This window comes from Nodularia chucula CCY0103 (assembly GCF_963923915.1).
GTDB classification, from domain to species: Bacteria; Cyanobacteriota; Cyanobacteriia; order Cyanobacteriales; family Nostocaceae; genus Nodularia; species Nodularia chucula.
Genome location: NZ_CAWUOL010000004.1, coordinates 18,136 through 36,066, shown reverse-complemented (window position 1 = coordinate 36,066; position 17,931 = coordinate 18,136). Strand labels below are relative to the sequence as shown.

Below are 17,931 nucleotides of genomic sequence, written 5' to 3'. Positions count from 1 at the left end.
TCCCCTAATGGCAACCGTCACAAAAGTGAATAGTCCCGATACTACTGTAGCTACATCTACTCCAAAAAAGACTGCTGAGATTAAAACCACATTTTCATCTGAAGAAATTCAGCAATTACTGCCCCACCGTTACCCATTTTTACTTGTAGATAAAATCATTGACTACGTGCCAGAAAAAATGGCTGTAGGTGTGAAAAATATCACTGTCAATGAACCACAATTTCAAGGACATTTCCCTGCACGTCCCCTCATGCCAGGGGTGCTAATTGTGGAAGCAATGGCTCAGGTCGGTGGTGTAATTTTGAAGCAATTACCTGGGTTTGAAAATGGACTATTTGTTTTTGCTGGTATCGATAAAGTCCGGTTTCGCCGTCAAGTAGTTCCCGGAGATCAGTTAGTGATGACAGTGGAACTGTTGTGGATTAAACAACGTCGTTTTGCTAAAGTCCAAGCCCGTGCTGAGGTTGACGGTCAACTCGCTACCGAAGGCGAATTAATGTTTTCTCTAATTAACTAAAAATTTGTTACGTGCTGGTGGATAAAGCCGTGTTTTACTTCTTACTTATAACTCCATAAGCATCGCAGTAAAAAAATTATCCACAACAGCATTTTATAATTTCTAGATTTTCGTCGCCCTTACACATAATTTGCTTGACTCGACACTTTAGTCCACTAATTGTATAGACGCGATGCATCGCGTCTCTAGACTTCAAAATCTGGAGATTTACCCTTGAAGACGCTTATTCATCCAACTGCTGTAATTCATCCTAAATCGGAACTGCACCCCACAGTGCAAGTCGGTGCTTATGCTGTAATTGGCGCTCATGTCAAAGTCGGCATGGAAACAATTATTGGCGCTCATGTCGTACTGGAAGGACCTTGTGAAATTGGGACGCGAAATCAAATTTTTCCCGGTGCGGCTATCGGTATGGAACCCCAGGATCTCAAGTTTGTGGGAGAACCAACTTGGGTGAAAATAGGTGACAATAACTTGATTCGCGAGTATGTGACTATTAACCGCGCCACTGGTGCTGGTGAAGCTACGTTAATTGGTAATAATAATCTGTTAATGGCTTATGTCCATGTAGCTCATAACTGTGTAATTGAAGACAATGTAATTATTCCTAACTCCGTAGCATTGGCGGGTCATGTTCACATTGAGTCCCGCGCTAGGTTGGGTGGAGTTTTAGGTGTGCATCAATTTGTCCGCATCGGTCAACACGCAATGGTTGGCGGGATGGCACGTATTGACCGCGATGTTCCTCCTTATATGTTGGTAGAAGGCAATCCTGCACGGGTAAGAACTCTAAATTTAGTGGGGTTAAAACGTTCGGGAATGACTTCAGATGATTTACAAGTTCTGAAGAAGGCTTTTCGGATTCTCTATCGTTCTGGCTTAAGTTTTAAGGAGGCTTTGGCGGAACTGGAACAACTGGGAGAAATCGAACAATTGCAAAACCTGCGTCGTTTTTTGCTCCTTTCTCAAATGCCAGGAAGACGCGGCTTAATTCCGGGAAGGAAACAAACCAGCGTTAGTGATGAGTTTTAAGTTTCTCTGTTAGGAGTTAGAAAGTATAATTTAACTCCTAATTTCTCTTTTGTGAAATTTTAATTTTTATTTAGTTATCAAATGCGAATATTTATCAGCACTGGCGAGGTATCTGGAGATTTGCAAGGCTCATTGCTGATTACAGCGATGCAACGTCAAGCTGCTGCAACTGGTTTGCAATTGGAAATTGTGGCTTTGGGTGGCGAAAAAATGGCAGAGGCCGGAGCTACTATTTTAGGTAAAACCAGTGGCATTGGCTCTATGGGGTTGATTGAGTCTTTGCCTTATATTTTCCCTACTGTTCAAGTCCAACGGCGAGCGATCGCATTTCTGAAGGAAAATCCCCCAGATTTAGTGGTACTCATTGATTATATGGGGCCAAATTTGGGCATTGGTACTTATATAAAAAAGCATTTACCACACATACCTGTGATTTATTACATCGCTCCCCAAGAGTGGGCTTGGTCAATGGGTTTCCGAAATACCTCCCGAATTGTCGGTTTTACAGATAAACTTTTGGCGATATTTCCGGAAGAAGCCCGTTATTTTGCTAAAAACGGCGCACAAGTTACTTGGGTAGGACACCCCCTTGTAGACCGGATGCAAGATGCACCTAGTCGCTCTGTAGCCCGCGCTCAATTGCAAATTCCTCCAGAGCAAAAGGCGATCGCACTCCTACCAGCTTCGCGTCGTCAAGAATTAAAATATCTATTACCAGTTATTTTTCAAGCGGCTCAAACGATCCAAGCTAAATTACCAGAAGTTCATTTCTGGATTCCCCTGTCCCTAGAAGCTTATAGAGAGCCAATTGCAGCCGCAATTGCAAGTTATGGTTTACGGGCGACACTGGTATCCGGTCAACAAAAAGAAGTTTTTGCTGCTGCTGATTTTGCTATCACTAAATCTGGTACAGTTAACCTGGAATTGGCTTTACTAAATGTGCCGCAAGTTGTGGTTTATCGCCTCAATCCCATTACTGTTTGGATTGCTCGGAAAATTCTCAAAGGGTCTATAGTTTTTGCTTCGCCACCTAATTTAGTGGTAATGAGGGAAATTATACCGGAGTTATTACAAGAGCAAGCTACAGCAGAGAATATTGTGCAAGCATCAATGGAATTATTGCTAAATCCTGAGCGCAGACAGCAAACTTTAGCAGATTATGCTGAAATGCGGCTGCTTTTGGGGGAATTAGGGGTATGCGATCGCGCGGCGCAAGAAATTTTGCAAATGCTACCGGGTGTTGGGGAGTAGGGAATAGGGACTGGGGATAAGTACATGAAAAAACAACGACCGATCGCCGTCGATTTATTTGCTGGTGCTGGTGGGATGACCCTCGGTTTTGAAAAAGCTGGCTTTGATGTACTTGCATCTGTAGAAATAGACCCTATTCACTGTGCAACCCACGAGTTTAATTTCCCTTTTTGGACTGTTTTATGTCAGTCTGTGGAAGAAACGACCAGTCAACAGATTAGGGAAAACTCATCCATAGGCGATCGCCAAATTGATGTAGTATTTGGTGGTCCACCCTGTCAGGGTTTTTCATGCATAGGTAAACGTTCTTTTGAAGACCCCAGAAATTCCCTAGTATTTCATTATATTAGATTAGTATTAGAACTCCAGCCTAAGTTTTTTGTAATGGAAAACGTCAAAGGAATGACGGCGGGAAAACATAAAAAACTTATTACAGAAATTCTGGATAAATTTACCAGCAATGGTTACAAAGTCAGAGAAAAATATCAAGTTTTAAACTCTGCACATTTTGGAGTTCCCCAAAATCGAGAAAGATTATTTATTCTCGGTTGTCGTCATGATTTAGAATTACCAAATTATCCAGCAGTCCTGACTCAACCTGCTAAATTAAATAAATCTGCACCTGCTTCGACTACTCTCAGAACAAAACCTAAGGAATTGATTTTAACTCCTACAGTTTGGGATGCACTGCAAGACTTACCAGAAATAGAAAAATATACCGAATTATATCAACGTGATTGGGTAATTGCAGAGTTTGGTAAACCTAGTAATTATGGTTTGCTAATACGTGGGCTGAGTTCAACAGATAACGACTATTCCTATCAACGTCAGTATGACTCTAGAATCCTGACATCAAGTTTAAGAACAAAGCATAACTTAGCATCTATTGCCAGATTTGAAGCTACACCTGCGGGTAAAACCGAAAAAATTAGCCGTTTTCATAAACTTGATCCTGAAGGAATTTGTAATACGTTAAGAGCCGGAACTCCTAGTAATCGAGGTGCTTTTACATCCCCAAGACCCATTCATCCCAAGATACCCAGATGTATTACTGTGCGTGAAGCAGCGCGTTTACATTCTTATCCAGATTGGTTTAGATTCCATGTCACAAAATGGCATGGATTTCGACAAATAGGAAATTCTGTTCCTCCTTTATTAGCTCAAGCTGTCGCCTCGAAAATTATGGAAAAACTTAATGTCTCTCTTTTTAAACCAGAAGAGATAAAAATATTAGGTAATGATAATTTATTGACGTATGATATGTCGAAAGCTGCTAAATATTACGGTGTTAATTACCGGATAATAGAGCCGAGAATTAGAAAAAAATACCCAGATAAAAACTAATATTCCTAACTATATCCTATTTATTTAGCAAAAAGTAACATAATTTTTACTGGGAAGAGAAGTCATAATTCGTTTATATTTGCGGCACATTTTCATAAAATAAGGAAACATAAACTGTACAGATTCTTTTATTTCTTTGTCTTGGATTTCATTGATCCATTTAAATATAATCTCCATTATTTGTCCTAACTCATAATAAATTATCCTTACTTCTACATTTCCATACAAAACTTCGTAACCTATTAAATTTAACTGTTCTGCTATACGCCGTATAGAGCCTAGTTCAAGGTCTGAGATATCTTCATTAAAATTGAATTTTGATTCAGGAATATACAATCCCTGTCCCTCAGATATAAAAAGGTGGGAAAGCGGTATTTGATTTGTTTTATCCTCTTCAGAGAACACAACAAAATGATACAAATCTGCCCCCATACCTTCATAAGTATTGCTATATACGGTTTTCCAAATTTCTATGTCTTTGTCTTGTATAGTTTTTTCAAACATTTTAAGTGAGTTTAAGCTATTGTCTATACCTCTCTGTCGATTTTGACTTCTATAACTAGCTAAAGCAATTGCTCCGCCTACTATAATAAAGAAGCTTTTAACAAAGTCTATAAATACTATGAAACTAGATAAATCCCACGAAATTTCTAAGCATTTATACATTCTTTGTAAAACATTGCCTTTGTAAAGTTGAAATAAATAGAAAAGTCTCACGTTCACTAACTTAATTTTGGTTATTATCCAACCAATTAAGTAAATCATCAACTGTGGAAAAATCCCATAACTCCTCACCTAAATTTTCCACAATATCCAAGTCATAAGACCTAATAAGATTTTCTAGTTTCCTATCAATTTCTCCCAATTTGCGTTTGATTTGACGGATAATCAAATCTTTTTCTCGTTCAATCCCTTGTTCAATTCCTTGTTCGATACCTTGTTCAATCCCTTGTTCGATACCTTGTCGCATCCAACTGGTGACAATTTGCATGACTTCCTCCTGTTCTTCTTGCTCTAATAATCCCAATTCCGACTTAAATAATATTTCTTCCTGTTCATTTAAACTTAAATATGTATCAACAAACCCAGAAATTAACTGCATTTTGGCTGGGTTAAGTTTTAATGTTACCAACAAGCGTAAACATTCAGCTTTGACTTTTGGTCTATCTGAGGGCGCTATATTCATTTTAGCCATTAATGCTGATGCTACTGGATTTGGACGACTTAAAAAGTCTCGCCAGTTATATTGATTTAACTGAATTACCCGATAATTAAACTCTAATACCTGAAAGTCAGGAAATCCTACTTGGTATTGATTAACTGCTGCTTTTTTCGGGCGGTCGTATGAGAAAATAACTATGGGATATATTGGTAAGTTAAATTTTTCGTGTAAGCGGGCAAAATAACGAAACATCCGCCGATTAAAGTTGGCTTTGGCGGTGGACTCGTTTTCAATGTGAATCAAAAAATAAGCTGGTTTCTGAGCAAATTTGACTTGTGCGACTAAATCAGTTTCGTATTGTTTGCCTTCTGTGACATCCGTAAATACTTCTTTATCCAGAAATTTTACTGATTCTGGTTCTATATATTCTCTGACTTCAGGGAAAAATAATTCCATGAACTCTAGAAAGAAGTTAGAGATTAACTCTTTAAATAAGCGGTCATGATCTATCATTTTAACACAATTTTTTCGGAAAGAGGATGGCGATCGCCTATAACTAGAGCAGCAAGTATATCTTGATCAGGTGTTTTTAGTTTAATTCATGGGGGCGATCGCTAAAAATCATTGTTGCTGATTTTCACTTGCTAAACTACTAGGATTAATGTTAATCAAAGGCAACGCACCATTACCACTCATCACTGTGGGAAAACGACCATCCCATTTTTCTATGGCTTGCTTTTGTAATAAATCTGGCGTTAAAGTTAGCCGTTGTAATCTTTGCGCTTCGGCTTGACCTTTGGCGCGGTTGATATCTGCTTGGGCTTCTTGAGTCGCTTTCTGAGCAATAAATTCTGCTTGTTTAGCCTCTTGTTCCGCTATTTGTTTAGATTCAATAGCTCTAGCAAACTCGGGAGAAAAGGAAAAGTTTACTAAAGAAACATCATCGATCATAATGCCGTAAGATTCTAGACGATTTTTGAGATTATTATCAATTTCTTCTTTTAATTCCGTTCGTTTAGTAATTACTTCCTCCGCTGTTTTTTTAGCAGTAGCTGCCTTGAGAACTTCCGAAACTGCCGGGGTAATAATACCATCAATAATTAACTTCTCATCTCCCACTTGTTGAAAAATTCTATTTGCCTTCAGTGGGTCAATATGCCAGTTAACTGCAAGTTCTGTGGTAATTGTTTGGAGGTCTTTAGAAGCTGCATCAGATTCAAAAGTATTTTTTTGTACCCGAACATTCAGCCTTTTGACTGATGTTACTATGGGCATAATCGGATGTAAGCCTTCACCTAAAACTTTATCTTGAACTTTACCGAACTGCATCACTACACCCCGTTCACCAGCATTTACAATGGCAAAGGGACGGATGATAATTGCCAAAAATAAGAAAGCTATGCCTCCTACAAGATAAAATTTATAGGGGGAAAAGTGATTTTCAAGATTGCGGCTAATATTAGTCATATTTTTTCCATCAATAATTAGGAATTTATCGTTAAAACTTAAACCTTTAAATTTAAGTTACTGCTACCTACATCATTATCAAGTTCAATTTCGGAAAAATCCAATTATTAATTTGTATTTTAAAATATGAAGATTTATCAACACCATTCTTGGCCTGTGACGCAGATAGAAGCGATCGCCATTCAAGAAAATTTACGAAATCAGGTAATTCCCTCAGATCAACTCCCACAACCTGTCCAATACGTGGCTGGTGTAGACATGGGTTTTGCATCCAATGGGACTATTAGCCGTGCAGCAGTTGCAGTGTTGAGTTTTCCTGACTTGCAAGTTGTAGAAACCTCATTAGCCTACCGCCCGACATCATTTCCCTACATTCCTGGTTTCCTTTCCTTTCGGGAAATACCAGCTGTACTTGATGCACTAGAAAAGATTCAAATTACACCAGATATCATTTTGTGTGATGGTCAAGGAATCGCTCATCCCCGCAGATTTGGCATTGCTAGTCATTTAGGGGTGATTTTGGATATGCCGACAATTGGTGTAGCAAAATCATTATTAATTGGTAAGCATGAAGAATTGGCAGATACTAAAGGTAGTTGGCAACCACTGATACATAAGGGTGAAACTATTGGGGCTGTTTTAAGAACACGTCCCGGAGTCAAACCTGTATATGTCTCCCTTGGTCATCGAGTCAGTTTAAATACGGCAATTGACTATGTATTAAGCTGTACACCTAAATACCGTCTGCCAGAAACTACGCGTATTGCTGATAAATTGGCTTCAGCGAGATAAGTGATTGTTGAAGTTTGTGCGAAACACTTGCTTGCTCTACCTTAATCGTGTTAAGAATCGCACAGAGAGAAGTTGAAGTAACTAAATACGAGTTACCTAAGTTAGAAAGATGAACGCACTAACTTTACAGTGGCACGATGCAGGCCAAGATAGAGTTCAGCACATTTACGAACAACAGCCCAGTAAAAATCCTCATACCGTCCGCATCGGTCGAGATCCAGCCCGGTGCGATATTGTTTTGAGTCACCCCACTGTATCCGGTTTACATATAGAAATATTTTTTCACAGCCAGCAGCAATGCTTTTATATCAGAAATCTGCGATCGGCTAATCCCCCAATGATCGATGGACAGCAATTAGTCCAAGGTGAAATGGCTTTAAATCAAGGCAGTATTATTTATTTGGGTCAAGCCAAACTGCAAGTTACTCAGGTTGCTATTCACAGCATTCCTCCCACAATTATCGCACCACCACAAAGCCATCATTCCCAACCCATCGCACCCCCAGTCTATGGCTTAGAATGTCCCAAATGTCATAAAATTTCTCCTTTAGAAAATTTGCAAATTGGCTGCCCTTGGTGTGGTACATCTTTAGCAGCATCAGTAAGTGTATTAGTACCAAATCATTAGAGAGTCGGGAGTAGGGGAAAATGGTAACTTGCCCATGACTAATCCAAAAATTCAATTAATTTGGGAAGATCCCAGCACCGGGGAAAGGCTAGAACCAACCTTGAGTGCGCCCATAGCTTTTGGTCGTGAATTTTCCCGTTTACCTGCTGAACTTCAGGGACAGCGCGTGGCGAGAATGCTACTTAACAGTAATGAAATTTCCCGTTATCATGCTCTGATTAACTGGGAACAAAACCAGTTAGTAGTAATTGACCAAAATAGCGTTAACGGTGTATTTATTAACTCTCAAAGACAAAATCGCGGGGTTTTAGGTAATGGCGATACATTGCAAATTGGCCCCTACATAATCACGGTGATGTTTGGTGTCAACGCCACCAGTCAAGCAACAAAGCCGCCTTCAATGATTCAGTTTAACCCCCATACTAATATCCCAGATCCTGGCTTGCCAGCAGCTCCTCCCAGATCCTTGGGGAGTAATTTTCCCCCACCAGCATTTCATGCAGAATTGGTAGAGTTGCAAGCAGTTCACGCCACAGGTTTACCAGTAGATGAATGCGATTATCTAGCAGTTGGGGCGGGATTAGGTAGCTTTGTGTGGGTTGATTTACTGCGAATTAGTGGTGTACCTGCTGACAAAATCGTCGCTTTGGGATTAGAAGCAGAACCTTACGCGCGTTATAAACGCCTGTGTCTCAACTCGCAAATTCCCCTACATGAAAGATTGCGATCTAATTCTGATTCTTGTCCTGATAATATTTGGGGTTGGCCTAGTTATGCTTTGCGGGAAGCTGGGCGTGATTTGACTCAAGGTAAAGTTAATTCAGCATTTCAATATTTATGGCAAGTATTCGCAGAACCAACCTTTGCTGAAACTTATACACCTCGTGCGGGTAATGTCTTCGATTCTATAGACAGGGAGGTAAAGCGCATTGGATGGAAGAATATTTATCGTTATGGACGCGTCAGAGCAATTCGCAAAACAGAAGATGGTAGATATTGTGTAGCCTATTCTCGCAGTCCTGGAAATTATGGTTTTATAGTTAGTCGTTATTTACATTTAGCTACTGGATATCCAGCAATTCAATTTCTCGCAGATTTGCAAGCTTATAGAGCTAAATATCAAGATTTTAAATCTGTGGTGAATGCCTATGAAGACCACGACCATGTTTATCAGCAATTAGAACAGCAGGGTGGGACTGTGTTGATTCGGGGACGGGGAATTGTAGCTTCGCGGATTATCCAAAGAATTTATGAGGCGAGAAAGAAAAATTCTGATATTACAGTTTTGCATTTAATGCGATCGCCCAAACCCCAAGGCAACAAATTTTACAAAGCCCAGCGAAAAGTTAAAAATCATTACGAATTTCAGCCATTTAACTGGCCCAAAGCTTGTTGGGGAGGAGAACTCCGCGTTATTCTAGAACAAGCAACCCCAGACGAACGCCAACGCTTACTAGCAGACTGGGGCGGAACCACCACAGCCGACCGCCAAGACTGGCAAAAAATTATAGCAGAAGGGTTAAGAGAAGGTTGGTATCAAATCACCTTTGGTGAAGTGACAGGTGTAGAAAGAAATCCGGAAAATCGCACTATCACTCAGATTCAGGAAAAAGGCTTGGGAGAAATGAAACTGGTAGCAGACTTTATTATTGATGCTACTGGACTAGATGCCAAAGTCAACGCTAACCCCCTACTAGAAGACCTTGTAAATCATTACAACTTACCCCTCAACCACTTAGGGCGCTTAGTTGTCGCCAATAATTTTGAATTACCAGAAATGCGGAATGGTCAAGGACAGATGTATGCAGCAGGGGCTATTACCTTGGGTGGTCCCTATGCAGCAGTTGATAGTTTCTTAGGCTTGCAATATTCCGCATTAGTCGCCGTCGATGCATTAGCAGCAACCCGTGCGCCCAGACTTCACCGTTTAAATATGCTAACTTCCTCTGCACAGTGGCTGAAGTGGGTATTTAATCAATCACCATAATTCCTTAACTTCCATTCTCTCCTCCGCGTCTCTGCGCCTCTGCGTGCAATAAATTCATTTTTATCTAGGACAAGCAATATACCCTTTAATAGTGTAGAAATGTGTAAAATCTTGTAAAGATATAAAAATATAGCCGTTAAAATGCAAACATTCGAGCGTTCTTCCTCCCATCTGGTAGTAGCACCCAGTCATCCTTTAAAGATTATCGCACTAGGAGATAGCTTAGTTTACGGCTTTGGCGATCCAGAAACAGGCGGTTGGGTTGAGCAACTACGGCGGCTGTGGATGTTACCTGATAGTCCTGGTCATGTACTATATAACTTGGGAGTACGGGGCGATCGCACCCAGCAAGTAGCACAAAGGCTAGAAGTAGAATATCGCCATCGGGGTGAATTACGAAATCGTCTTCCTGACATGATCATCCTCTCAGTAGGTGTCAACGATTCCCCCAGATTAACCCGTTCCAACGGTAGAAACCATACAGAATTTCATCTATTTGAATCTCAAATTTCCGCTTTACTCCAACAAGCACAGCAACTGTGTCCAGTGTTTTTTGTGGGTATGGTTCCTGTGAATGAAGCCAAAATGCCCTTTTTAGATTGCTTTTATTACAATCATCAAGACCAATACCTTTATAAAGAAGCCACTAAACAAGCTTGCATTCAACAGCAAATTCCTTATTTAGATATTTTTGATCAATGGATGGAGCATGATCAACTTTGGCGATCGCAACGCTTAAGTGCAGATGGTTTGCACCCCAACACCCTCGGCTATCAAACATTGTTAGAAGATGTGATCAATTGGGAACCCCTAGCAGACTATCATGGTACATTTAATACCACGATGCAAACATTTTCTCAAAAATGACACCAACTTTACTTGGGCGTTGGCAAACTCGATTACTACTACTAGCAACCATAGGTGTAATCGTATCATTACCTTTTGCAATGGGTTTAATTGACCAACGTCCTAACTTAGTCTATTTCTGGATACTCGGATATGTTGCTATTTTCGGCTTAATTTGGGACGTAGTTTATGATTATTTGCAGAAATACCGTTGGGATAAAGACTGGCCAGCCGCTTATCAACTAGTTGCTGGTATTTGGGAATTAGGTTTTATTTTGTGCGGTGTCACAGTCTTTAACTTCTTACCACTACCGAAAATAGAAATACCATTAAGAGTTTTTTTACTCCACTACAGCCTTGTTTGGTTAACAGTTTTTCTAGCCTCACAAAGCCTCATGCGAATTATCTTTCCCCGTTGGCGTTTCCGAGGCGGCCAGTGGCTTTAAAATCAACCCATTGGAAAACATCTGATTTTTGACGCTACATCCTACCTCTCTCTAAGACTCTTATTCTCTGTGACTCTGAGCCTCTGCGTGACTTTTTATATGTCTGCATTGTCCGATTTGTCACATCAAAAACATTTCCCATAATTCAATCTACAAGGAATAAAAACTCATGTCCAAAGAATTAACCAAAAGGCAATTTTGGCAATGTAGTCAAGGGTGGTTGGGCTTGTTTATATTACTTTCTTTGCAAAGTGGTGTTAGTATCGCCGCACCAGTTGCTAAATTAGATAATTGGAACTTTGACCCTGAAACTGCGAGACTAGAAATTAACCTTTCTGCAAACACAACTCCCCGATATTTCTACTTATCAGAACCGCCGCGCTTAGTCGTAGATTTACCAAGTACCAACTTAGGTGATGTTCCCACTATCCAAAATTATTTGGGAGTAATTCAAAGAATCCGTGTTTCCCAATTAAATGATAGTGTAACTCGAATTGTTCTCGATTTAGTAGCCGAAAATGTTATAGATCCTAACCAAATACAACTACAGCTGGTTTCTCTACAAAACCCCACGCGCTGGGTGTTAAGTCCGACAGTTACTAGTTCTTCCCCTACACAAGTGCGGGGTTTTCAGTCTACACCTAACCTCGCACCCACTAATCATCTTCAGTTACCCAGCACATTACCTCTGACAACTCCTAACCCACAACAACCTTTTGTAACTGTACCTCCCCTGAATCGCAGTAATTCCCCTCAATTACCGGGTTCTGTGCTACCTCCATCTAGTTTTCCTCAACAACCCCTAAATAGGATTCCTAATAACACAGCTCCAGATTTTTCAGTTCCGATTATCCCCCAATATCAACCCAGTGTGTCAAATGGAACAGTGATTGAGTTTGGTCAACCTCTGCCAAGAAGGAACTATTGAACTAAAATCGATCTGTTTCTTGTGGTTGTGTCACTGCTCCTGGCTGCGAGGTAAAGAAGTTTTGCGCTGCTTGGTTCTGATAAATACATCTAATATCAGGGTTTTCACTATCCAAACTACCTGTAAATCCAAAAGTATTTAAGCGATTTCTACATTCTCTGACTTGGGTGGATGACACAAGCCGACGTTGTTCTAAAACTGCCCAGTTGTTTTGGCGCAGAACACATCCAGGACGCATACTTGGTTGGGCTACATAGACATTAAAGGGGTTGAGAGTTACGAACAGTCGAGCATCCATAACCATTGCACTAGCGCCGTTCTGCACACAAATCTCAGGGTTTGGCGCTCTATTGTCAATAAATTCACGAGAAGCCACATTTGATGAAGTTAAAGTGGTTGTGGAGCTGAAGGCAACCCCAATTCCAATACCCAACACCAGCACCCCTGCCAAAACAGCGATGGTGGAAATGTTGAAAAAAGAGGATTGTGAAGCAGAAGATTTAGAAGTAGTAGCCGATCTACCAGTTGATTTACGTCTCATTTTGCTCTGATTACCTTCACGCCGGAGAAAGTAGGGAGTTATGGTAAATAAATCTCCCCTTTACAGTATGCCGATTTTAAACTGTAGTTGTGTGGAAATTGGGCGATCGCCCCTGGATTCAGTTGCAGAAATAGCGATCGCCCAGTCAGTTAATTACACAGCTTCGTAACTAGCAGAGTAAGTATTTTGGAGAGGTTGCCAACGGAAGGCGCGATCGCCTCCTCTCTCAACCACTACCTTTACTCGTGATTCCAATTTAGGCAAGGTTGTTAAAAACTCAACCTCCTGATCCGACAGAATTTGCCCTTCAATAATCCACAACACCAAACCCTTAGACTTTTGTGGTAGCTGTTCCAGATTATAAGTAACAATCGGTGGTATGTAATATACATAACCTACTGCCGCACCACTACCCGTGCTTTTTTTACCCAAATGAGGTGGTCTCACACCATGAACTCCTGTGAGATAGGCAGCTACATCGCCCAGTCCCCTAGCAGTAATATGAAGATTGGCATAGCCCTTAGCCCGCAGTCGGCGGCGGTATCGTCCCTCAAAACCTCCTTCCAGAGGTACATAAACACCAAGGGAACCAAATTTTTCCAGATCGCGGATAAAAGCATTGCCAGTGGTAATCAGTGCCATATATTTTCCTTCTTCCTATCCCACTTAGATATCTCTATTATTCACCCTTAAACAAGATTAGGTTAAAGTATTGCGGCAATAAAGCCCAACTCATCATCTCCATGCAAAAAGTTTCTGAAATATTTCTAGACAAAAATCAATATATAGATTATGATGTGGGATTGTTACCTACAAAAGAATTATCTAGCTAATCACTTCTGTGTAAGATTTGAGATAGTTTCATATCAAGAGCCAGTCGTAGACTTGCCAAAAGCATAAACTTGGCTCAAAGTGAGCAGAGACTGGTAAACTAGAAAATCTCTAAGGTTAACTAAAGAGTTAGTGGGTAAATAAACAAAGCCCATAAACCACTCCTAACTACATTCACTCCTGTAGCCTGGAAAAACCAAGCAAAATCCTAAACGGTAGTTTAAGGTTGAAATGTTAGGTTAAGTGACAAGAGCGCCGAGGGATGTTAAGACTATTTCGATAGCACAACCCAATGAAGCGTTAAACAATCCTCTCTCCTTTAGGAAGAGGAAGTATGTCAAATCAGCTTTAGTTAAAGGATACTGAGTGGTAAAACACCGCTTAAGTCCCACTAAAACAAGGCAGTAGCAGCATGATGGCACAACCACCAACAGCACTGCCTCCAGAAAGTGCCTAAGTAAATGCTAGGACGAAAGCATTACTGCACAAAGCGCAAAGCTAAAAAGCATTGCTCTGATTCCAAAAGTGATTTTTTCCCTTGGGAAAAAAGCTCGTGGCTGTTCTGGTGACCAAGTGAGTGAAAGTAAACGGATTCACCAAACAGTAAAGACACAGCTTATTGTGTCCTCAAAGATATGGAGTAGAACCATCTACTTCACGTTTCCGAGGGTCGTCCAACCTCAATCGACACTAATTACAAAAGTAAAAGTGTCCTCAAGAGTCCGATTCCCACACCAGCAAGTATATAAGGAGAACCAGTTACTGTGTCTGTAGGTATTCTCGGCACCAAACTGGGCATGACCCAAGTCTTTGACGAAGCAGGAGTATCCATTCCTGTCACCGTAGTTCAAGCAGGTCCATGCACTGTTACACAAGTTAAAACAAAACAGACCGACGGTTACAGCGCCATCCAAGTTGGTTATGGCGAAGTCAAACCCAAGGCGCTGAATAGACCTCTGCTGGGTCACTTGGCAAAATCATCTGCTCCAGCTTTGCGTCATTTAAACGAATATCGTACAGATAGCGCTAGTGATTATGCTTTAGGTCAAGAACTTAAGGCGGATATGTTTACTGAAGGTCAAATTGTCGATGTAGTCGGCACCAGTATTGGTCGTGGTTTTGCGGGTAACCAAAAGCGCAACAACTTTGGCCGCGGTCCCATGTCCCACGGTTCTAAAAACCATAGAGCGCCGGGTTCCATTGGTGCTGGTACAACCCCAGGTCGTGTTTATCCCGGTAAACGCATGGCAGGGCGTTTGGGTGGAACCCGCGTCACAATTCGCAAATTGACCGTGGTACGAGTAGACCCGGAACGCAACTTAGTATTAATCAAAGGAGCCATTCCTGGAAAACCGGGGTCCTTAGTGAATATTCTGCCTACAAATAAAGTTGGTAAATAGTCATTAGTCATTAACTAAAGACAAAAGGCAAAAAACACAAAAGGACAGAAAAATGGTTGAAAGCGTAGTTAAAAATTGGCAAGGAGAACAAGTAGGCGAAACCACCTTCGAGCTACGAGTCGCCAAAGAATCAACAGCATCTCATATTGTACATAGAGCCTTGGTTAGACAAATGACCAACTCTCGCCAAGGCACAGCTAGTACAAAAACCCGTGCGGAAGTCAGAGGTGGTGGTCGCAAACCTTGGCGGCAAAAAGGCACTGGTCGAGCTCGTGCAGGGTCTATTCGTTCACCACTGTGGCGTGGTGGTGGTGTAATCTTTGGGCCAAAACCTAGAGACTATAACCTCAAATTAAACCGCAAAGAACGGCGTTTAGCACTGCGAACCGCCTTTGTCAGTCGCGCCGACGATTTGATTATCGTACAAGATTTTGGTAACGAGCTATCTCGCCCTAAAACCAAAGATTTGGTAGCAGCACTAGCGCGTTGGGGAGCAGCCCCAGAAAATAAGGCATTGTTAATTTTGCCAGAGATTTCATCTGCCGATAACGTTTATTTGTCAGCCCGCAATATTGAAAATTTAAAATTAATTGCAGCCGACCAACTAAATGTTTATGATTTGCTGCACGCTGACAAAATTGTCGTTACAGCATCAGCTTTAGCAAAAATTCAGGAGGTCTATAGTGCCTAAGTTTGACCCCCGTAACCTTCCCGACTTAGTGCGTCGCCCTATTGTGACTGAAAAAGCGACCATCCTCATGGAGCAAAATAAATATACTTTTGAAGTGGCTCCCAAGGCTAGCAAGCCACAAATTAAAGCGGCAATTGAAGACCTATTTCAGGTTAAGATAGTCAAAATTAATACCATGAATCCACCACGCAAACAACGTCGTGTTGGTAAATTTATTGGTTACAAGCCCCAATACAAGCGAGCTATCGTCACTGTAGCCCCTGGGGACGAAGAAAAAATTAGACAAGTTCTATTCCCAGAGGTATAAAATAAAATGGGTACTCGTTCTTATCGCCCTTATACCCCTAGTACGCGCCAAGTTACTGTATCCGACTTTGCCGAAATTACCAAATCAAAGCCGGAAAAATCATTAACAGAATACGTACATCGCCCGAAAGGTCGTAACAACCAAGGGCGAATCACTAGCCGTCGTCGGGGTGGCGGACACAAACAACTTTACCGGATTATTGACTTTAAGCGGGATAAACGTAATATACCCGCCGAAGTTATAGCCGTTGAATACGATCCCAATCGGAATGCGCGCATCGCTCTGGTTTTATATCAAGACGGCGAAAAGCGGTACATCCTTCATCCCAATAAGTTGGCAGTAGGTACAACAATTATTGCCGGACCAGATTCTCCCTTTGAAGATGGTAATGCTTTACCACTCTCGAATATACCCTTGGGTACTAGCGTCCACAACGTAGAACTGACACCTGGGAAGGGTGGTCAAATTGTGCGGGCGGCTGGTGCTAATGCTCAAGTAATCGCCAAAGAAGGTAACTATGTCACCCTCAAATTACCTTCGGGAGAAGTACGGATGATTCGGCGGGAATGCTACGCCACCATCGGACAAGTAGGCAACACCGACGCGAGAAACCTCAGTGCAGGTAAAGCCGGACGGAATCGTTGGAAGGGTCGCCGTCCTAAAGTTAGAGGTAGTGTCATGAACCCGGTGGATCACCCACATGGTGGTGGTGAGGGTAGAGCGCCTATTGGTAGACCTGGCCCTGTAACACCTTGGGGTAAACCTACTTTGGGTGCGAAGACACGCAAACCCAAGAAAGCTAGCAGCAAATTGATTGTGCGTCGCCGCCGCAAATCTTCTAAACGTGGACGTGGTGGTCGTCAGTCATAGAATTTTAGGTTTTAAATTTTGGATTTTTCATTGGGTTAATTTGTGAGTATCCAGACTCTGTGAAACTTGATATGATACCTGATTTATAAAAATCCGAAATTCTAAAATTTTAGATTCCAAATCTCAAATCCAAAATCCAAAATTGAATTATGGGTCGTTCTCTAAAAAAAGGTCCCTTTGTGGCCGACCACTTACTCAGTAAAATTGAAAAACTGAACGCTAAAAACGAAAAACAAGTTATCAAAACTTGGTCGAGAGCCTCAACAATTTTGCCCTTAATGATAGGTCATACTATAGCTGTTCACAATGGACGACAACACGTTCCAGTTTTTGTGAACGAGCAAATGGTAGGCCATAAACTGGGAGAGTTTGCCCCCACCCGTACCTACAGAGGTCATGGGAAGAGTGATAAAAAAGCAGGGAGATAGTTATTAGTCATTAGTCATCAGCTAAAGACTAATGATCAATGACTAATGACTAAAGGAGAAAATTATGGCTATTGATACTACTGAAGTTAAGGCGATCGCTCGTTATATCCGCATCTCTCCCTACAAAGTGCGCCGTGTCCTCGACCAAATTCGGGGGCGTTCTTACCGAGAAGCACTAATCATATTGGAATTCATGCCCTATCGAGCCTGTGAACCAATATTGAAACTTCTCAGAAGTGCCGCCGCTAATGCCGAGCATAATGCTGGTTTAGACAGGACACAACTGGTGATTACTCAGGCCTATGCCAACCAAGGACCAGTCCTAAAACGGTTTCAACCCAGGGCGCAGGGGCGAGCTTACCAAATCCGCAAGCCGACGTGTCATATCACTGTGGCTGTAGCTGCTGATGCTGCGGCTAAATAATTGTCAGACACGAAAAATTGCGTAAAGTAAGAAATTTTA

22 protein-coding genes are annotated in these 17,931 nt (G+C 41.4%); 17 read left to right on the top strand and 5 right to left on the bottom strand.

Translation table 11 applies throughout. From position 1 onward, the window contains the following. Nucleotides 1-7: 7 nt before the first annotated feature. The 4 genes from fabZ (at nt 8) to ACM0OP_RS02490 (ending at nt 4,144) form a co-directional block, all read left to right on the top strand. On the top strand, nt 8-517 hold the full coding sequence (fabZ, locus tag ACM0OP_RS02505; RefSeq protein WP_414526805.1) for a 3-hydroxyacyl-ACP dehydratase FabZ: 510 nt from the start codon (nt 8-10) through the stop codon (nt 515-517). Between the two features lie 213 nt (nt 518-730). Beyond that, entirely contained in the window at nt 731-1,549 is an 819-nt protein-coding gene (gene lpxA, locus ACM0OP_RS02500) for an acyl-ACP--UDP-N-acetylglucosamine O-acyltransferase (RefSeq protein WP_414526804.1), read from the top strand. Between the two features lie 81 nt (nt 1,550-1,630). Next, nucleotides 1,631-2,800: a lipid-A-disaccharide synthase gene (lpxB, locus tag ACM0OP_RS02495; RefSeq protein WP_414526803.1), complete on the top strand. Its 1,170-nt coding sequence runs from the start codon at nt 1,631-1,633 to the stop codon at nt 2,798-2,800. A gap of 24 nt (nt 2,801-2,824) precedes the next feature. Continuing rightward, nucleotides 2,825-4,144: a DNA cytosine methyltransferase gene (locus ACM0OP_RS02490; RefSeq protein WP_414526802.1), complete on the top strand. Its 1,320-nt coding sequence runs from the start codon at nt 2,825-2,827 to the stop codon at nt 4,142-4,144. A 24-nt stretch (nt 4,145-4,168) separates the two neighbouring features. Here the strand turns inward: ACM0OP_RS02490 and ACM0OP_RS02485 are convergent, their stop codons facing one another. The 3 genes from ACM0OP_RS02485 to ACM0OP_RS02475 form a co-directional block, all read right to left on the bottom strand. Continuing rightward, a complete protein-coding gene (locus ACM0OP_RS02485; RefSeq protein WP_414526801.1) occupies nt 4,169-4,810 on the bottom strand; it encodes a hypothetical protein in 642 nt (213 codons plus the stop codon). A 61-nt stretch (nt 4,811-4,871) separates the two neighbouring features. Beyond that, nucleotides 4,872-5,819 carry an Rpn family recombination-promoting nuclease/putative transposase gene (locus ACM0OP_RS02480; RefSeq protein WP_414526800.1) on the bottom strand — a complete coding sequence of 316 codons (948 nt, stop codon included), beginning with the start codon at nt 5,817-5,819 and terminating at the stop codon, nt 4,872-4,874. 108 nt (nt 5,820-5,927) lie between these two features. Continuing rightward, nucleotides 5,928-6,773: a prohibitin family protein gene (locus ACM0OP_RS02475; protein WP_414526799.1), complete on the bottom strand. Its 846-nt coding sequence runs from the start codon at nt 6,771-6,773 to the stop codon at nt 5,928-5,930. Nucleotides 6,774-6,899: 126 nt separating this feature from the next. On the opposite strand from ACM0OP_RS02475, the gene nfi reads away from it, so the two are divergent. The 6 genes from nfi to ACM0OP_RS02445 all read left to right on the top strand — a co-directional run bounded on the left by nfi (nt 6,900) and on the right by ACM0OP_RS02445 (nt 12,400). After that, nucleotides 6,900-7,565 carry a deoxyribonuclease V gene (gene nfi / locus ACM0OP_RS02470; protein ID WP_414526798.1) on the top strand — a complete coding sequence of 222 codons (666 nt, stop codon included), beginning with the start codon at nt 6,900-6,902 and terminating at the stop codon, nt 7,563-7,565. A 109-nt stretch (nt 7,566-7,674) separates the two neighbouring features. After that, complete coding sequence (locus tag ACM0OP_RS02465) at nt 7,675-8,193, top strand: FHA domain-containing protein (RefSeq protein WP_414526797.1); 519 nt, start codon at nt 7,675-7,677, stop codon at nt 8,191-8,193. A gap of 34 nt (nt 8,194-8,227) precedes the next feature. After that, nucleotides 8,228-10,180, top strand: a complete 1,953-nt coding sequence (locus ACM0OP_RS02460; protein ID WP_414526796.1) for an FHA domain-containing protein — start codon at nt 8,228-8,230, stop codon at nt 10,178-10,180. Between the two features lie 141 nt (nt 10,181-10,321). Beyond that, nucleotides 10,322-11,047, top strand: coding sequence for a GDSL-type esterase/lipase family protein (locus tag ACM0OP_RS02455; protein WP_414526795.1), 726 nt, complete (start codon nt 10,322-10,324; stop codon nt 11,045-11,047). Then, the gene (locus ACM0OP_RS02450) at nt 11,044-11,472 is read left to right on the top strand and encodes a hypothetical protein (RefSeq protein WP_414526794.1); all 429 of its coding nucleotides are present in this window, start codon (nt 11,044-11,046) and stop codon (nt 11,470-11,472) included. Before ACM0OP_RS02455 ends, ACM0OP_RS02450 begins: the two co-directional genes overlap by 4 nt. 169 nt (nt 11,473-11,641) lie before the next feature. After that, nucleotides 11,642-12,400, top strand: a complete 759-nt coding sequence (locus ACM0OP_RS02445) for an AMIN domain-containing protein (protein ID WP_414526793.1) — start codon at nt 11,642-11,644, stop codon at nt 12,398-12,400. Nucleotide 12,401: 1 nt separating this feature from the next. Here ACM0OP_RS02445 and ACM0OP_RS02440 read toward each other — a convergent pair whose 3' ends face one another. Continuing rightward, nucleotides 12,402-12,941 (bottom strand): DUF3172 domain-containing protein, encoded by a 540-nt coding sequence (locus ACM0OP_RS02440; protein ID WP_414526792.1) that lies wholly within the window; start codon nt 12,939-12,941, stop codon nt 12,402-12,404. Between the two features lie 40 nt (nt 12,942-12,981). On the opposite strand from ACM0OP_RS02440, the gene ACM0OP_RS02435 reads away from it, so the two are divergent. Then, nucleotides 12,982-13,110, top strand: a complete 129-nt coding sequence (locus tag ACM0OP_RS02435; protein WP_414526791.1) for a hypothetical protein — start codon at nt 12,982-12,984, stop codon at nt 13,108-13,110. On the opposite strand, the gene ndhN is transcribed toward ACM0OP_RS02435, so the two are convergent. Continuing rightward, entirely contained in the window at nt 13,095-13,583 is a 489-nt protein-coding gene (gene ndhN / locus ACM0OP_RS02430; RefSeq protein WP_414526790.1) for an NAD(P)H-quinone oxidoreductase subunit N, read from the bottom strand. The two genes, ACM0OP_RS02435 and ndhN, sit on opposite strands and share 16 nt — an antisense overlap. 953 nt (nt 13,584-14,536) lie before the next feature. Between ndhN and rplC the strand changes: the two genes are divergently transcribed. From rplC to rplV, 6 genes are all read left to right on the top strand, one after another. Continuing rightward, nucleotides 14,537-15,172 (top strand): 50S ribosomal protein L3, encoded by a 636-nt coding sequence (rplC, locus tag ACM0OP_RS02425; protein WP_414526789.1) that lies wholly within the window; start codon nt 14,537-14,539, stop codon nt 15,170-15,172. 52 nt (nt 15,173-15,224) lie between these two features. Further along, nucleotides 15,225-15,863 (top strand): 50S ribosomal protein L4, encoded by a 639-nt coding sequence (gene rplD, locus ACM0OP_RS02420; RefSeq protein ID WP_414526788.1) that lies wholly within the window; start codon nt 15,225-15,227, stop codon nt 15,861-15,863. Beyond that, on the top strand, nt 15,856-16,170 hold the full coding sequence (locus tag ACM0OP_RS02415) for a 50S ribosomal protein L23 (RefSeq protein WP_414526787.1): 315 nt from the start codon (nt 15,856-15,858) through the stop codon (nt 16,168-16,170). Before rplD ends, ACM0OP_RS02415 begins: the two co-directional genes overlap by 8 nt. A gap of 6 nt (nt 16,171-16,176) precedes the next feature. Next, nucleotides 16,177-17,040: a 50S ribosomal protein L2 gene (rplB, locus tag ACM0OP_RS02410; RefSeq protein WP_414526786.1), complete on the top strand. Its 864-nt coding sequence runs from the start codon at nt 16,177-16,179 to the stop codon at nt 17,038-17,040. A gap of 149 nt (nt 17,041-17,189) precedes the next feature. Continuing rightward, the gene (rpsS, locus tag ACM0OP_RS02405) at nt 17,190-17,468 is read left to right on the top strand and encodes a 30S ribosomal protein S19 (protein ID WP_200989454.1); all 279 of its coding nucleotides are present in this window, start codon (nt 17,190-17,192) and stop codon (nt 17,466-17,468) included. Nucleotides 17,469-17,532: 64 nt separating this feature from the next. Then, entirely contained in the window at nt 17,533-17,892 is a 360-nt protein-coding gene (rplV, locus tag ACM0OP_RS02400; RefSeq protein WP_414526785.1) for a 50S ribosomal protein L22, read from the top strand. Nucleotides 17,893-17,931: the final 39 nt, after the last annotated feature.

Coding starts and splice junctions, on each gene's coding strand:
- fabZ (WP_414526805.1), top strand. CDS start 8: ATGGCAACCGTCACAAAAGTGAATAGTCCCGATACTACTGTAGCTACA.
- lpxB (WP_414526803.1), top strand. CDS start 1,631: ATGCGAATATTTATCAGCACTGGCGAGGTATCTGGAGATTTGCAAGGC.
- ACM0OP_RS02490 (WP_414526802.1), top strand. CDS start 2,825: ATGAAAAAACAACGACCGATCGCCGTCGATTTATTTGCTGGTGCTGGT.
- ACM0OP_RS02485 (WP_414526801.1), bottom strand. CDS start 4,810: ATGTATAAATGCTTAGAAATTTCGTGGGATTTATCTAGTTTCATAGTA.
- ACM0OP_RS02480 (WP_414526800.1), bottom strand. CDS start 5,819: ATGATAGATCATGACCGCTTATTTAAAGAGTTAATCTCTAACTTCTTT.
- ACM0OP_RS02475 (WP_414526799.1), bottom strand. CDS start 6,773: ATGACTAATATTAGCCGCAATCTTGAAAATCACTTTTCCCCCTATAAA.
- nfi (WP_414526798.1), top strand. CDS start 6,900: ATGAAGATTTATCAACACCATTCTTGGCCTGTGACGCAGATAGAAGCG.
- ACM0OP_RS02465 (WP_414526797.1), top strand. CDS start 7,675: ATGAACGCACTAACTTTACAGTGGCACGATGCAGGCCAAGATAGAGTT.
- ACM0OP_RS02460 (WP_414526796.1), top strand. CDS start 8,228: ATGACTAATCCAAAAATTCAATTAATTTGGGAAGATCCCAGCACCGGG.
- ACM0OP_RS02455 (WP_414526795.1), top strand. CDS start 10,322: ATGCAAACATTCGAGCGTTCTTCCTCCCATCTGGTAGTAGCACCCAGT.
- ACM0OP_RS02450 (WP_414526794.1), top strand. CDS start 11,044: ATGACACCAACTTTACTTGGGCGTTGGCAAACTCGATTACTACTACTA.
- ACM0OP_RS02445 (WP_414526793.1), top strand. CDS start 11,642: ATGTCCAAAGAATTAACCAAAAGGCAATTTTGGCAATGTAGTCAAGGG.
- ACM0OP_RS02440 (WP_414526792.1), bottom strand. CDS start 12,941: ATGAGACGTAAATCAACTGGTAGATCGGCTACTACTTCTAAATCTTCT.
- ACM0OP_RS02435 (WP_414526791.1), top strand. CDS start 12,982: ATGGTAAATAAATCTCCCCTTTACAGTATGCCGATTTTAAACTGTAGT.
- ndhN (WP_414526790.1), bottom strand. CDS start 13,583: ATGGCACTGATTACCACTGGCAATGCTTTTATCCGCGATCTGGAAAAA.
- rplD (WP_414526788.1), top strand. CDS start 15,225: ATGGTTGAAAGCGTAGTTAAAAATTGGCAAGGAGAACAAGTAGGCGAA.
- rplB (WP_414526786.1), top strand. CDS start 16,177: ATGGGTACTCGTTCTTATCGCCCTTATACCCCTAGTACGCGCCAAGTT.
- rpsS (WP_200989454.1), top strand. CDS start 17,190: ATGGGTCGTTCTCTAAAAAAAGGTCCCTTTGTGGCCGACCACTTACTC.
- rplV (WP_414526785.1), top strand. CDS start 17,533: ATGGCTATTGATACTACTGAAGTTAAGGCGATCGCTCGTTATATCCGC.